Annotated in this window: 12 protein-coding genes; 2 read left to right on the forward strand and 10 right to left on the reverse strand. The window is 49.5% G+C overall.

Going from position 1 to position 14,579, the window contains the following annotated elements; translation table 11 throughout:
- Positions 1–31: 31 nt before the first annotated feature.
- Both E4L36_RS03285 and E4L36_RS03290 read right to left on the reverse strand, forming a co-directional pair.
- Entirely contained in the window at positions 32–1,009 is a 978-nt protein-coding gene (locus E4L36_RS03285) for an alpha/beta hydrolase (protein ID WP_136679192.1), read from the reverse strand.
- Between the two features lie 187 nt (positions 1,010–1,196).
- Positions 1,197–2,216: a putative sulfate exporter family transporter gene (locus E4L36_RS03290; protein WP_136679193.1), complete on the reverse strand. Its 1,020-nt coding sequence runs from the start codon at positions 2,214–2,216 to the stop codon at positions 1,197–1,199.
- Positions 2,217–2,329: 113 nt separating this feature from the next.
- Here E4L36_RS03290 and E4L36_RS03295 point away from each other — a divergent pair, with 113 nt between their 5' ends.
- The gene (locus E4L36_RS03295; protein WP_136679194.1) at positions 2,330–3,214 is read left to right on the forward strand and encodes a LysR family transcriptional regulator; all 885 of its coding nucleotides are present in this window, start codon (positions 2,330–2,332) and stop codon (positions 3,212–3,214) included.
- Positions 3,215–3,278: 64 nt separating this feature from the next.
- Here E4L36_RS03295 and E4L36_RS03300 read toward each other — a convergent pair whose 3' ends face one another.
- Genes E4L36_RS03300 through E4L36_RS03310 form a run of 3 tightly spaced genes read right to left on the reverse strand, consistent with a single transcriptional unit; the run spans position 3,279 to position 5,326 of the window.
- Complete coding sequence (locus E4L36_RS03300; protein ID WP_136679195.1) at positions 3,279–3,596, reverse strand: BolA/IbaG family iron-sulfur metabolism protein; 318 nt, start codon at positions 3,594–3,596, stop codon at positions 3,279–3,281.
- Complete coding sequence (locus tag E4L36_RS03305; RefSeq protein WP_127692649.1) at positions 3,593–4,942, reverse strand: DUF3422 domain-containing protein; 1,350 nt, start codon at positions 4,940–4,942, stop codon at positions 3,593–3,595. The genes E4L36_RS03300 and E4L36_RS03305 overlap by 4 nt, the downstream gene beginning before the upstream one ends.
- A gap of 15 nt (positions 4,943–4,957) precedes the next feature.
- A complete protein-coding gene (locus tag E4L36_RS03310) occupies positions 4,958–5,326 on the reverse strand; it encodes a hypothetical protein (RefSeq protein WP_136679196.1) in 369 nt (122 codons plus the stop codon).
- 144 nt (positions 5,327–5,470) lie between these two features.
- Between E4L36_RS03310 and E4L36_RS03315 the strand changes: the two genes are divergently transcribed.
- Entirely contained in the window at positions 5,471–6,034 is a 564-nt protein-coding gene (locus E4L36_RS03315; RefSeq protein WP_206064491.1) for a hypothetical protein, read from the forward strand.
- Positions 6,035–6,147: 113 nt separating this feature from the next.
- On the opposite strand, the gene E4L36_RS03320 is transcribed toward E4L36_RS03315, so the two are convergent.
- From E4L36_RS03320 to E4L36_RS03340, 5 genes are all read right to left on the reverse strand, one after another.
- Positions 6,148–7,347, reverse strand: coding sequence for a PD-(D/E)XK nuclease family protein (locus E4L36_RS03320; RefSeq protein ID WP_276606058.1), 1,200 nt, complete (start codon positions 7,345–7,347; stop codon positions 6,148–6,150).
- Between the two features lie 268 nt (positions 7,348–7,615).
- Positions 7,616–11,047: an SbcC/MukB-like Walker B domain-containing protein gene (locus tag E4L36_RS03325; RefSeq protein ID WP_127692645.1), complete on the reverse strand. Its 3,432-nt coding sequence runs from the start codon at positions 11,045–11,047 to the stop codon at positions 7,616–7,618.
- A complete protein-coding gene (locus tag E4L36_RS03330; RefSeq protein WP_127692644.1) occupies positions 11,034–11,687 on the reverse strand; it encodes a DUF4194 domain-containing protein in 654 nt (217 codons plus the stop codon). The genes E4L36_RS03325 and E4L36_RS03330 overlap by 14 nt, the downstream gene beginning before the upstream one ends.
- Positions 11,687–13,075: a Wadjet anti-phage system protein JetA family protein gene (locus tag E4L36_RS03335; RefSeq protein ID WP_127692643.1), complete on the reverse strand. Its 1,389-nt coding sequence runs from the start codon at positions 13,073–13,075 to the stop codon at positions 11,687–11,689. Before E4L36_RS03335 ends, E4L36_RS03330 begins: the two co-directional genes overlap by 1 nt.
- Before the next feature lie 203 nt (positions 13,076–13,278).
- Entirely contained in the window at positions 13,279–14,487 is a 1,209-nt protein-coding gene (locus E4L36_RS03340) for an ammonium transporter (RefSeq protein ID WP_136679199.1), read from the reverse strand.
- Positions 14,488–14,579 lie beyond the last annotated feature (92 nt).

A 14,579-nucleotide genomic window follows, 5' to 3' on the forward strand; every position in this document is an offset into this window, starting at 1 on the left:
CGAAAAGCAATGTATCTCGGGATTTCACATACTAGTCATCTTTTATGATTGAAGAGCGACGATACTCATCCTCTGGAAAAACTCTCCCCGATTCTAAGCACGAAAAGATATGCTTAAAAACTTCACCAGGCTTACCCTCTTTGATGCCTGAACGGAAGTACGAGTGACCCTTAGGCATATCGTATTTATTGTTAACATCGTCACAGTCGACACTAAAAACATTTTTCGGCGTTTTATCGATATTTTCAGGTCCGGTGTGGCCCAAACGGCGTGACGCTATTTTGTTTTTAAGGTTAGAAGCTTTACTTGCTCGTAAAGCGAGATCATCTGAAGCGTGGTAAACAACAACATTTCGGGAAGCATGACAAATTAGCTCTCCGGGTTCATCCTCATGCAGCGTCTCATTGACAACATCCGCAGCGACTAGAAAGGAATTTCTAAATATCATAGGAACACCTTGCGGAAGGTCGTATTTTCTCCAAGCTAAGAGCGTCTGACGATAAACTCGATTTCCCATCGAATGAGCTAGTACATTCAACCTTTTCAAGCACGGCTCATTCTCAGGATTTAATTTCTCGTCGTTACGCCAGGCTAAAAACTTTTCCAAGACCCTAGCAAATGAAAAAGCACTCTGGTCCGCTGCTTTTTGGTCGTCCCAGTAGTCTTTGACGATTCCTAAGTCATTGTCACAAGGCCAAATTAGCGGAACCACTAAAACTTCATTTTTCTTCTCTTTGTCGCATAGTTTTTGAAACTCATTTGCCGCGGCTAGCACATCATCGGGGAGATTTGAAAAACCATGAATGTAAATTAAAAGCTGCTGATACTTTGATTGCTTCAACCTCTCTAAGAATTGCTGACTTCCCAGCTCTTTGTAGGACGCTTCTGCAAGTTGCTCACAAAAATAAACAGAGTTACTCGCTGCATTGTTGCCAAGGTCAAAATCAAACTTACGGCCAACTTTCGTACGGATACTTTGCTTGGGAAAACGGTTAGTAATAAAAAGCATAAAACGACTCCTTGTTTTATCTTACGGATGTAGAGACAAGTTTTAGATTGCATCACCCAAGGGCCAGGCAATCATAAAAAATGACCCTGTCTGGATATTAGCTTTTCCCCCCATAACAGCACATCCCAATTACTCGCATAAAAAAAGCGCCGACTGGCGCTTTTTTTATTTCAGATTGATTAAAGCGTTAGCCGCCAATCAGCCAAATATTCAAGAAGTAACCACCGAAGATCAGCAGTACGAACAGAATCAGTGCAAGAAGGATTGGCTTAACACCGGCTTGTCGCATTGTCTTCCATTGGGTTTGCGTGCCTAAAGCTGCCATCGCGATAGCCAGTAGTAGTTGGCTTGCAAGTTGAAGGCCGGTCAGCATAACCTCAGGAATCGCAATAACACTATTGATCCCTGCTGCAGCTAAGAAGCCAAACACGAACCAAGGGATCGTGATTTTACCCTTTTCCGCATCACCCGTTGCTAAGCGCATCATTGCGGCACTCAAGATCACGATAAAGGGCGCCAGCATCATCACGCGGATGAGCTTCACCACAACAGCGTTCTCAAGAGCAGTAATACCCGTTGTATCACCTGAGGCTAACGCTTGCTGCGCCACAGTATCGCCAGCGGCCACCGCTTGAGCCACCTCATGAACCGTACTACCGATATAGATACCGAAGGCTTCTGGCGACATGCTAGAAAGCTGGAAGATAAACGGGTAGCTGAACATCGCAATAGTGCCAAACAACACCACGGTACCCACGGCTATCGTGACGCTTTGCTGGCGTGCTTTTAGCGCTGATTCAGTTGCAAGTACGGCAGCTGCGCCACAAATCGCACTCCCTGCGGATGTAAGGATGGCCACTTCGCGGTCAAGCTTGAACACCTTGATACCTAGGTATGCACCAACGCAGAACACCGTTGTGATAACAATCGCATCCAATATTACCGCTTCCCAGCCGACTGCTAAAATCTGCTGAAAGCTTAAGCTAAAACCAAAGAGGATGATCCCGCCGCGCAGCAACTTCTGCTGACAGAACTTAGTGAACTTCATCTCTTTGTCCGTCGCGGTGCGACGCGAGATATGCCCCCAAGTGATACCGATAATAATTGCTAGCGGCAGCGCGCTAAGGCCAACTTGAGCGATCTCTGGCACACGCGAAAGGAGCAGAGCCGAGATTGCGATAATAGGTAGTGCGATGATAAGAGACATGATTGCCCCCGAAGTTTCTTATTAGTTAATGAATGGGGCTATGATCTTCTCCTACCATTTGTTAGTAAAATGGATTATTTTTAAGTAAAACATAAGTAAAACCGAACAATAAAATGAGCTTAAATCTACGCCAGTTAAAACTCTTTGAAGCCACAGCGCGGCTTGGCCGCCTGACCCACGCAGCAGATGAACAAGCGATCAGCCAGTCTGCGGCTAGCCAAGCGATTAAGGAGCTTGAATCACACCTCGGTTATCCGCTCTTTCAGCGAGTGGGGCGCGAGCTGAATATGACGCCCGCCGCGCATGACGTATTGCCGCGTGTGATTCAGATCATCGAGTTAACAGACAGCCTCAAAGCACCCGAGGCTAAGAGCTTGTCAGGCATCCTGCGCATCGCAGCCAGTGTGACGATCGCCAACTACCTGCTACCAGAGCTGGTTGCAGAGTTCCTTGCAGATCATCCGCTCGTGACGCCCGACATCGCCATTGCTAACACATATGGCGTGATTGAAGCCGTAGAGCGCGGGCAAGCGCATCTGGGCTTAATTGAAGGCCCAGCGCTGCATCGTCAATTAGCCATTACCCATTGGCGTGATGACGCCTTACAGGTGTTTTGCGCCCCTGATCACCCACTGGCATCACAAGGCCGCATTGATGCCGATGAGGTGGCCACACAGCGCTGGATTCTGCGCGAAGACGGCTCGGGCACGCGGTTGATTTTTGATGCTGCGGTACAGCAGATTAAACAGCAGGTAAAAGTGGCTTTTGCACTCAACCGCCAAGAGGCGATTAAACGCTCGGTGCGCGCAGGTTTGGGGATTGGCTGTTTATCGCGGCTATCAATTGCCGAAGAGGTTGAACGCGGGGAACTGGTAGTGATAGAGACGCCGCTTGAGCTATCACGGCGCCTCTCGATTGTTGCGCAGCCTAGCGCCTCGACTAACCCATTGGTGGAAACCTTCGAGGCGTTTATTCAGCGCAGCAGCTCAGATCTATAAAAGCCTAGCTCTAGACAAGCTCAGTACGTTAAAAACTAGATCTGTGCAAACGTAGCACAGAGAGTTATTGGTCGGCTTTCGAGCCGCCCAAACAGTTAGGCGATGGCATCACCTCAGCATTGCGTGCTTGCCACTCCTCTGCGGTGTAAAGGTGCATCGCTAACGCGTGTACTGGGCCTGCCAGCTCATCGGCAAGCACACGGTAGATAAGTTGATGGCGCTGTACCAACCGCTTGCCCGCAAAACCTTCTGACACCACCACCAACTTAAAGTGGCTGTCAGTTGCAGGGCCAGAGTGCATATGGCTCTCGTTCTCGAGCTGTAGGTGCGTCACCGCCAATTCCGCACGCAATTTATTTTCGATTGTTTCCGCAATTGTCATTTTTTCTTCGCCTTATTACGCGCCATCTCGTCTGCTAAATCGGCGCTACGTTGCTCTTTCGCCAATGCGAGAAAGTGCTTATGGATCTTACGTGTTGCTAACCATACACCGGCGATCACCACCGGTACCGAGATGCCCACCGCAAGGTTTTTATCAAATTCAACGCCCGCATCATACAGGGCTTCAAGGACAAGTTTAATCAGGCCAACACTGTAATAACTGATCGCCGCGACTGAGAGGCCCTCCACAGTGTGCTGCATCATCAGTTGTATTTTCGAGCGTCGATCCATTGAGGCCAATAGCTGCTGGTTTTGCGCCTGAATCGACAGCTCTACCCGCGTACGCATCATATCCGAGACTCGGTCGATACGCTTCGACATATCTTCCAAACGCTCACCTACCGACTGACAGGTTCGAACAGCCGGTGTTAAGCGGCGCGTAAGAAATTCGGTGAGGGTTAAGTGGCCTGAAACCTCATCTTCGCGCAGCTCCGCTAAGCGCTTCAATACAAGGTCATGATAGGCGCGTGTGGCTGAAAATCGGAACGTGGTGTGCGCTCGATAGTCTTCAACACGAGCCGCCATATCCGTTAATTCTGCAAGGATCGCCGGCTCATCCAAACCACCGCCTTTAGAGAGGCGTGCGGTTAGGTCTGCCAGTTGCCCATCCATCTCGCTAAGCGCCGGTGCGCAGTGTTTCGCATCTGGTAGCGCGATCAGCGCCATTAAACGGTAGGTCTCGATCTCCATTAAACGCTGGCACAAGCGGCCGATCTGGCTATCACTCATGCGGCGATTACAGATCAGAAAACGTCCAAAACCATCATCGTGTAGCTGGAATGAGGTCCAAACCCGTGCATCGCCCTGTTGTGGGCTACTGCCGACTAAGCGCATCCCTTCGAAGTGGCGTTTAACTTCGGGGATCATGAGTTCATCGGATTCATCACTGCGCTTGACCGAAAGGTGGATCGCTGTAACGAGCTGCCCCGGCAAACCGCGCAGCCACCCATCTGGCAGCGGTGTGACTCCCGTGGTTGCAAACGGGTTTTCGTCGTCTGTTGCTGAAAAGTCGATGAAGGTATAAGTCGTAAATTCAAGGTGCTTCTCGCGGCGCACTCGAAAACTGCCAATGTCCTCTTGGATACAGACATCATCGATCACCGGTGGAGCCACGCCCAACGCCGTAAATAACTGCTGAAAATGATGGAACTGCTCATCGTGCCCGCCAGAGCTGTTCAACACACTGATATGGCTGATACGAGCAGGGCTGGTGATCACCTGAAACGGCCGCGAGTGCATCTCTTGATAAAGTGCATCGCGTAACGGGTGGAAAGCTAACTGCGTCATGGATTACCTCAACACTTAAAACGCATCCGACAGCGGCGCGACCAGCAATGTATCGTCGGCTAAATCGAATGTCATAAGCTGAGGCTTCACCTCAAACCACTCGGCAAACAGTTCAGCGCTTAGTGGGCTGGGCCAGGCATCACCAAATTCATCCCACGCCGCTAGCTCGTTCTCAAAGATCGTTTGCCAACGCTGACCAATCGCTGCTGTTAGGTCTGCTTCATCCTCAACTTCGTCGATAAGATAAACATTACCCTCTGCGAGTAAGCTCTCTCGCGAAACAGGGCCTAGTGGCGCGTCTTCATCTGCGGGCAGCTGGAGCACCCAGTCAGCGAAAGGCGCTTTGGCGTGAATGGCCAGCGCGGAACGATTCAAGAGTTTCATGATACGGGCTCAACCTTTATACTCGGGTGAAATTTACTTCATACTATAATGATGCATATTCCCGTTATAAATCAATTAGAAACACGTGAGGAATGGGTACGCTTTCTGCGCCGAGAGCGCTCTTACGCGTATATTAGCGCGCCATTGTGTCTAATAGATTTACAAACGACCTACCTACAGATCACCCTGCTAGACGAAACCATGCTCGATGGCCGCCAAGCGATTAAGTACAGCTTGGGATCCAGTGAAACGCTAGAACCAGCATGGCAACTGATCAAAGGGTGTGAATGGCGCTTATCGCGCATTATTACAGGCCTTGAAACACTGGACTTCAACACAAACGCACGTGATAACGACTTCGCGAATCAACTAAGCGCCCTATCGGTGCGTAAGTTCTATGCCAAAGATAAACGCCTACTGGCCCCCTCTTTGATCGGCGGCTTAGCGCCACTCACCAAACCGCCTGAGCAGTGGAGTATTACCGCAGCTATTGCTTTGTTAAGTAACGAGCAGTTTGAGCAGCCCCACTACCTAGCTCGGCCCGATAAACGCGCCCCCACTGAGCAACTGCTGCTGCAGATGCTTGACTCACCGGAAGGATGGGATATCACCACAAACGGCGAAACCATCACCCTGCTCTACCACCAAAGCCCGGTGTTTAGTTGCCGCATAAAGCTGGACAACTACACGCCAAGGTTAAAGCGCTAGCGGTTTGGATTAGAGCGCAGAGGCAATAAGTTTTATGCAGTTAAAAATCGTTAAAAGTAAGAACTGATGCTGCTTATCACCAGTTCATGATGGATAGGCAGTTTAAGAAAGTCCTACTTTTCAGCTTTGCTTCCCAGAAGATTATCTATCTTTTCTATAATATCAAAAGCCTCTTGAACTATGCTTTTTCTATTATTCTCATCCAATAAAAATCGAATATTTTCTTTTGATAAGCTTTTATAATTAATCTGAGGAGAAAGGTACTTATAGCATGGCCACCAAATAGTTTTTCGATAACCAAATTCCTCAGAGAAAGATAGCAATATTTCCTCATAACGATCTTCATAACGAGCCTTCTCACAACGAACACCTGCAATAATTCCATTTCCTTGCATTTCCACAGAAAACTCTTCATCTCCATAAGGAGATGAAGAGTAAACCCCAAAGTAAGTACTATTTCGAGAGCCTGCCAAGAATTTTGTAAGAGTGTCCTTACTCTGCTCTTGAGATAAAATAGAGTCTTTTCCTGGTTCGCCATACTTTTCTTGAAGCAAGGCATTTACCTTATTCCAGACGTCAACTTGCAAATCTACAACAGCTGCGCTGAAGGCCTCCTGTAAATCTAAGAAGTTCTCGAGGTTCTTATCTTGAAGCAGCAGCTTTTTCAACTCTTTCATATATTTAACGCTCGTCACTTTATTCGTTAACTTTTTAATCAGGTCTTGATACTGTAAAAGACTTTCGCGAACAGCAGGGTTCTCCAGCGATTTGAACAGGCACTGCTCGATCCATTGATACACATGCTCTTTATAACTAATACAGATAACATCTTTATCTAAGCCAGCCACACTCTGTTCAGAAGGATCTCGGCCATCTAGCGTCAAATAGATGATACAAACCTTTTTCCCTTTAGATCGTGCTTGGTTGTAATACCTTGCTAGCTGCTGTTCTTGATCCCCGGCAAATATCTTGTTTTCAATTACAATAATCGTATCGGGCGTGACGATCTGAATATCAATATTATCTTTTTCGACCAGTATTTCAGTGCTTTCTATATCCAAACTCTTAGGAATATCATCACCGGGTACTACATCTAGAAAAAGAGATATAAAATCGAAACCATGAGATCCATTAGGATTTAATATCTCGGCTAGAAACCGAGAGTGCAATCTTACCTCGTCCGAGTCACTACGTAAGACTGAGAACAAGTTAAATCGCGGAACCTCAGAGTATTTCTCATTGAGCGCATTAACGTAATTAAAAAATATTGAATTATACAAGCGACTAACTCCATTTATAAAAACTCGTATCATGCAGGTATGAAAATAATCCTTCGTATGAAGCACTCACACTAACAGAGTGACCGCATACAGCCTAACTAGATTTTCCACCCTACAACCCTCTCACGCTCCGGTGGTTTACAGGAGCGTGACTTTCCTCTCGGGGTTTTATGCGCGCTTTAGGGGAAGAAAAGGCAAATAAAACTCAACTAGCCAGCTACCTTTCGATTGCTACCGCAAAAAAAAGCCCCGATCTCTCGATCGGGGCTCTTTAGCGGTCTTTATGTTATCGCACGGTTTTTTAAACCAGCGCTTCCATATCCGCTTCTTCAAGACCGGCTTCTGCCATTAGCTTGCGCGGGTTATCGGAGTTAAGCAGCTCTTTGCCCTTCTCTGTGGGGAACTCCACATCGATATCCACCACACGGCCGTCGCGACATACGTTGATAATGGTGTCCATACAGGATGAGAGGAGCGAGTACTTCTCGTCCGGAGCGGCAATGATGGTTTGTAGGCCAAGGTCGGTCATAAAACCGAGCGATGTCACGGTGTTTTCAGAGTCCAGTTTGTTAAATGCCTCATCAAAGACTGACAAGCTCATTCCACCCACCGGTTTGCCATCGACACCCTCTTTCAAGCGGTATGCCGCACCCATCGCTGCCGCCATGGCAACATAGAAAGGCACTTGGTGCTCACCACCAGAACCGGTCTTAATCCGCTGAGACAGCGTGGTTTTACGGTTGCCGTTTAGGTCTTTCACCACCAACTCAAAATTGTAGAAGTTACGGTAGTCCTGCAGCAGGCTACTCTCGCCTTCATCTTTGAGTACATCATGGATCTTCGCCAATGCATCTTGGTGTGGGCGGTTTTCGTCATACTTCATGTCGAATAACGACCCCACATTCGCTTGATCTAGGCGCGTGTAAGCTTCAACCAGTTCTAGAATATCTTTCAGCTCTGGATTTGGCATCATCTCAAAGGCGTACATTTCCCGATGGAATGGCCGATGTTTGAGGTGGTTGTTCAGCTCGCGAATAAGATCTTTGATCTTGTTGATCTGATCATTCAGGTGCGCCACAAAGTCCGAACGGAACGCGGTTTCCGCTTCTAAACGAGCGCGTTCAGCTTTCTGCGTGTATTCTGCAAGCTCTGAATCACGCAGTGCTTGTAGTGTCTCATGTACGTACTGTTCCAGCTGATCGTGGCTTGAGTCTGGGCCAATACGGTCCAGCTCTTGATGGCTCAACCCACCGCCGTGGAATTTCGCTTTGTAGTTTGCAACGGCATCGCGTACGGAGTATTTCTTCTTCTCGTGTAGCGATAGCTCAGACTGCGCTTTTTTAGCCGCTTCAAAGATGATGCGCTCTAGCTCACCGGCGCAGCTTTCATCAAGATAGTCACGCTTCTCTTGAGCTGATTGAGCATCGAATACGGCGTTATCTTCGCACTTGGCACGCGCTTGAGCGTGCTCTGCCATCTCTTGGGTCAACACTTCTAACGCTGCGTTATCTTTGATCATGTTGGTACGCGCGCGCTGTAGCTTATCCATCAAGACGCGGTTTTTCTCTTCAGCCGCTTTTTGCTGCTCCGCCAGCTCAGCAATACGCTGCTGAATACCTGTGTCGTCGTGGTTGCGTAGATCGGTGATCGCTTGGCGATAGCCGTCGATCTCGGTGTTTAGCTGGGTACGCTGGTGCGATAGCTCAAAGACGCTCTCAGTCGCGCCAGCTAGGCTCGTGGTTAGGTTGATCAAGTTGTCGCGCAGCTTTTCGAGCGCTTCATGGCGTTTACCCAACTCGGTAAACTCAGCCATCATCTCGTCCACTTGCTTGCCTTTGCTGGCCAACTGATCATCACGGCGGCGGATGCCCATAATGGGTGATTGTTCGTTAATCGCGGTGGTGGAGCCTTCCGATTGCAACATACAGTCGTAAGTCAACGCACGCTCTTGGCGCAGTAGCTCGGCTTCTGTTTCCACGGCAATAACGCCGCCCAGCGCACGGTTCATGTAACCTAGCGCGTGGCGATCATCTGTTTCGATAAACTGCGCCAGTGAGTTGTGTTTCGCGCGGTCGATCCAATCACTGGTGCGCGCCGTGTTGACGATACGGCAGCCTTTCAGGTGGCGGCCTTTGCGGCGATACAGAGTGACTGCCTCTTTCACACGGTCCGGGTCAACAATCAATGCTTCACGGCGGGCGCCAAGGAAGGATTCAATCGCGATACGCCATTTGTCATCGTTGATATCCACCAGCTCACAGATCGGTGTGGACTCGATACCATAGTCAGCAAGCAGCTCCATCAACTCACGAGTATTGTGGCGCACTGGCGCACGGCCTTGCTTGAGCTGCTCCACCGCGCCTTTATGGCTCTGGATATTGGTGCGCAGCTCGTTGATACGAATCACCGACTCTTCAAACTTGCGGCCAATATCACGGCGCACAGAGTCCACGCTCTCTTTAAGCTCATCGAGCGTGTTGTCTACCTCAACCGGCTCAGGCGGCCATACATCCGCCATCATATCTTCACCGGTGCGCCATAGATCAACCGACTTTTTCACCAGCGGCACAAAGGTGTCTGGCAGTAGGTTTTCATAATGGGAAAAGCCCACGGTGGTGCGGAATAGGTTGTAAACGTTTTGGATCTTATCTTTTACAACGCTCTCTTCATGCTGTTTGCCCGCAATCGAGTTTTCTAGCGCTTTGATTTGGTGAGCCGTATCGGAGTTATTCAACTGTGCCCGCGCATCGGCCAGCGCTTGCATTACGCCGCTCATCTCGGTGGCGTGTGCTTCAATCGCGGTTTGTACTTCGTGCTCTTTTTCGCGGTTGGTTTCTAAGCGCTCTTGGGCATCTTCTTTCTTGAGGTCTGCGTTTTCAAAGCGTGTCTCATGTACCACCCACTCATATTCGGCGGCGTTTTTCACATTACGATGGATCCCTTTACAGAGATCTTCAATACGCTCTAGTTCTTCAATACGGTGGGAAACCTCCTGCATTTTAGTTTCCATCGCGCGGTATTCATCAAGCGATTTACGAAACGCACCCACGTGAACGATATTCTCGTCGAGTACGAAGTCACGTACGAACTTAGTAGGGCTATCAATGGGCACAAAACGCAGGGCATTCTTGAAGTTTTTAATAAACTTCTCGTCGTCGTTGGGCATTTGCGGGTCGTGGCTGAGTGTTGTCACAACCTCGCGCACAAAGCGTGCTGCCCGCTTTTCTAACAACATATCGGGGCACTGTTGCATCAGTTCAGCGCGCACCGTGTTCCAAGGCTTAGGTAAACGGCCATCGCCTTCACGTACCGAGAAGTCATCTAACCCAACGGAGAAATTAGGCAGAATAAAGCGCCCTAGCACCTCCTCGTCAGGGGAAGCAGTCGAGGCAGCAATCGCTACGCCAATACAGGTTTCCTGTGCTGTTTCGGTATCAAAGAAGCTCAAGGCCATATAGCTGATGCTATCTTCACGCGCCGTGGCTTTCTTCGCGCCATCATCCAAGTAACCTAAGCAGTAGGTTCGCAACGAGCGCTCGCTCTTTTGTCCTGCCGAGGCGTTGAAGCTCAAGTGGCGTTTGTGGCCACCCATTAATACGGTTTGGATGGCGTCCAATAACGATGATTTACCCGAGCCGTTCGGGCCAACGATGGCAACATTGCCCTTAATTGGCACCTCAACAGCGCCCAGTACGTACCAGTTAACCAGAACGATGCGGTTAAGCTGTTTCATTGTCTGTCTCCTGCTCCTCGGCTTGCTCTTCTGTTTCGTTCAGCGCATCTCGGCTATTTTCGGTATCACACAGCGCTTCTAGCTGGCCTATATAGTCCTCTACAACGACCTGACGGATCGTTGGCAAAATCGCGAACAGGATATTTTTAGGTTCCGTCTCATTTGGCTTCCCGCGCTCAATCACACCGTGGCGGGCAAACAACGCCAAAATCTCTTTAAGACGCGTCTCGTTGGGAATCTCTTTGCCGGTTAGGTTCTCGTATAACGAGAGCAGCGCATTACTCGAGGTGAATGCACGGCCACTATCAACCTCAAAGTTTTCCAGCTTCTCTTCATATTGTTGGCGCAAACAGAGCAGCAACAAGGATTCGTCAAGGCGCAGCTTCAAGTTACGCTCTTCACCTTGCGGCAAGATGCCAAGGTAGGCTTCATCAGGCTGATAGATCACCGACCAGCCAATCGCCTCAAAGAGGTTTTTGAAGTAGTCGATATGCGATGCGATCAGAAAATAGCTATCGCGATGCGAAGGCCGATCTGCATGCAGGAACTGGTGAGTCAGCAGCAGGTTAGCCGCGTGTGTGAAATCACCAGCAGCGTATTTGTCACTGCGGCTTATAATTTTTTGCAGGTCCCCAAGCATTAGCTTTTCCTATAAATCACAAAGTCTCGACACTCAACCATTTCGGCGACTTGAGTGTACTCATCGTTAAACTGAATATTGAACTGCTGCGCCGTTTTCTTCGCTTGCTTACCCAGCGATGCCAAGTGGCGAATGTAACTAAAGCAGATGTAGTCCTCGATTGTTTCGATAGAGAACTCACTGGCTTTTACTTCGTCGCGGCCCTCAAAGTGGCGATTTAAATAAGCATCGATCCGGTCAATTTTAACCTCACGGCGCTCCTTAAACTCTTTGAATAGCTCGCGCATCTGGATAACGCGCGGGTCGATCACCTGTTGGCGAATCACCTTCGGCTCCGCTTGAATACGGCGTCTGACCGGCGAACGAATACTCGATGGCGAGATAAAGCCCACCTCCTCAAGAGAGTCAGGTAGCGGCAAGTCATCACGCTGGGCCACCTCAGCGATCACCCGTGACAGGCGTGATGCCAGCCCCGGCGTGGTTTTATCCATGTAACGCACAGTATCGGCAACGCGCTTCTCAAGGCGATAACGGAAATCGTCGATAATATCTAAGCGCTGATCCACCGACTCAAAGATGCGGATAATACGGTTGATGTGGGTATGCACCATCGCTTCGGCATCTTCATAACTGCACTCAAACTGCTCTTGATAGTGCTTTATCAAGCTATCGAGCTTGACGGTGTCGAACTGAAGATCACGCAGCAAGCTGAGTATCTGGCGGCGGAAACGGAACGGGTTATTTTTGGTTTTAAGCGTTTTGTAATCAGATACCAAGATATGCTCAACAAAACGATCAAAGAACCCCCGTACCACCTCTTGCGGGCTGCTCGACTTTGCCAAGCTGATCTTCAGCTCACGCAAGCCCAGCATCATATCGGTTAGGTGGGCACTGAATTCTGCCGCCGTCGTTGCAGCCTCCGATAGCGTAATGCCGCGCCCTACAGGATCATTGACCGCCGACTCTAACGAGCTCAGCACGTTAAGCACCGCGCCACCGTAGGAGCGCTTCTCCAGATTCGAGATTGATACTAACGAGCGCAGCAGGAAGCTGATCGAAGGCGAGATCAACACGAAGGTTCGGTAGATCCGCTGCTCCTCTTCCAACCAACCCGTCACGACTAAACGTCGATAGATACGGTTGGTATATTCAGCCGCTGAGCGCGGTGCATCTTCTTCGCCCTCCTCTTCGGGCTCCCAACGGCGTACACCTAAGCGCACCACCGCCTCTTCAATGGAAGAGCGCACCAAATCTTTAGGTACGAAAGGGTCGATAAGGTCTTCATCGAAGAAGAGGTCTGCTAGTTTCAGCAGAACGGCTTGGTAGATATGGCGGTTCTTTCCCGATAGGGGTAAGAAGAGATCATCCGGTAGCTTATTGAAAAGCATTAAACACCCAGTCCTAGCCTGTGCCGCCCCGTCTCGTGCGGCGAGCAGTTAGTGAAGTAAACGATGAATTTTAGCCTAGCTAGACAGAGGGATAAAGGCAGGATGCAGCTAACTTGTGTTTAGCGTGCAATTGTTTGTTTTTACAGCGCGTTTAACGCAAAACGGGGAGCCTGGCTCCCCATTGTTCGGTATGACTGGCGCGTTTAGTCGATAGACGTTGATTCGATTTTATGGATACTCAAATCAGCACCGTTAAACTCTTCCTCTTCATCGAGGCGAATACCGCTAACGGCCCGGATACCACCATAAACAATACCCGCACCCACGACAGCAATCACAATACCCGCAACCGTGCCAATAAGCTGAGACATGAACGATACGCCACCCAGGCCACCCAGCGCTTCAGAGCCGAAAATACCCGCAGCAAGACCGCCCCAAACACCACACAAACCATGCAAAGGCCACACACCTAACACATCATCGATGCGCCACTTGTTTTGCGCCAACGTAAAGACGTAAACGAAGATGGCACCCGCAATACCGCCGATAAACAATGCACCGATCGGGTGCACCACATCAGAGCCTGCACAGATCGCAACTAAGCCTGCCAACGGGCCGTTATGGATAAAGCCTGGGTCATTTTTACCAAAAATGAGCGCGGTAATAATACCGCCAACCATCGCCATCAAAGAGTTCACAGCCACCAGACCAGAGATGCCATCAAGTGTTTGCGCACTCATGACATTAAAACCAAACCAGCCGATACACAGAATCCACGCGCCTAGCGCCAGAAACGGAATGTTCGAAGGCGGGAAAGCCATCAAACGACCATTGCGATAGCGCCCTTTACGTACACCTAGCAGCAACACCGCAACCAAGCCGATCCAACCGCCCACGCCGTGCACAACAACAGAGCCCGCAAAATCGTGGAAACTTGCACCAAACGTGGTCTCAAGCCAGCTCTGGAAACCAAAATTACCATTCCAAATAATGCCCTCAAACAGTGGATATACCAGCGCCACACACAAAGAAGATGCAATCAGAATGGGCCAAAACTTGGCGCGCTCGGCAATACCACCTGAAACAATCGCTGGGATTGCCGCAGCAAAGGTCATTAAGAAGAAAAACTTAACCAGCTCATAACCGTTGCCCTCGGCCAGCGTCGCTGCATCGCTAAAGAAGGTGATGTCGTATGCCACCCAGTACCCGATAAAGAAGTATGCCACGGCTGAAAAGCCAAAGTCGGTCATAATCTTAACCAGCGCATTCACTTGGTTTTTATGCCGTACGGTACCGACTTCGAGGAAGGCGAAGCCTGCATGCATAGCAAACACCATAATGGCGCCCATCAGAATAAAAAGGGTATTCGAGCTTTGAATCAGTGTTTCAACGGCACTGTTAACTGTATCCACGCAGTGGTCCTCCTCTGGCGCGACGCAAGATCGCACTTGTTTGGTGCATTTTTGTAGTTATTGGAACCAAGTCGGTGCGCAAAAAGCGCGGC

Source organism: Neptunomonas sp. XY-337, assembly GCF_004959845.1.
GTDB classification, from domain to species: Bacteria; Pseudomonadota; Gammaproteobacteria; order Pseudomonadales; family Balneatricaceae; genus Neptunomonas; species Neptunomonas marina.

What these genes read in the sequence shown, in the direction of transcription:
- E4L36_RS03290 (WP_136679193.1), bottom strand. Translation starts at nt 2,216, where the DNA reads ATGTCTCTTATCATCGCACTACCTATTATCGCAATCTCGGCTCTGCTC.
- E4L36_RS03325 (WP_127692645.1), bottom strand. Translation starts at nt 11,047, where the DNA reads ATGAAACAGCTTAACCGCATCGTTCTGGTTAACTGGTACGTACTGGGC.
- E4L36_RS03300 (WP_136679195.1), bottom strand. Translation starts at nt 3,596, where the DNA reads ATGACAATTGCGGAAACAATCGAAAATAAATTGCGTGCGGAATTGGCG.
- E4L36_RS03305 (WP_127692649.1), bottom strand. Translation starts at nt 4,942, where the DNA reads ATGACGCAGTTAGCTTTCCACCCGTTACGCGATGCACTTTATCAAGAG.
- E4L36_RS03335 (WP_127692643.1), bottom strand. Translation starts at nt 13,075, where the DNA reads ATGCTTTTCAATAAGCTACCGGATGATCTCTTCTTACCCCTATCGGGA.
- E4L36_RS03295 (WP_136679194.1), top strand. Translation starts at nt 2,330, where the DNA reads ATGAGCTTAAATCTACGCCAGTTAAAACTCTTTGAAGCCACAGCGCGG.
- E4L36_RS03320 (WP_276606058.1), bottom strand. Translation starts at nt 7,347, where the DNA reads ATGATACGAGTTTTTATAAATGGAGTTAGTCGCTTGTATAATTCAATA.
- E4L36_RS03330 (WP_127692644.1), bottom strand. Translation starts at nt 11,687, where the DNA reads ATGCTTGGGGACCTGCAAAAAATTATAAGCCGCAGTGACAAATACGCT.
- E4L36_RS03285 (WP_136679192.1), bottom strand. Translation starts at nt 1,009, where the DNA reads ATGCTTTTTATTACTAACCGTTTTCCCAAGCAAAGTATCCGTACGAAA.
- E4L36_RS03310 (WP_136679196.1), bottom strand. Translation starts at nt 5,326, where the DNA reads ATGAAACTCTTGAATCGTTCCGCGCTGGCCATTCACGCCAAAGCGCCT.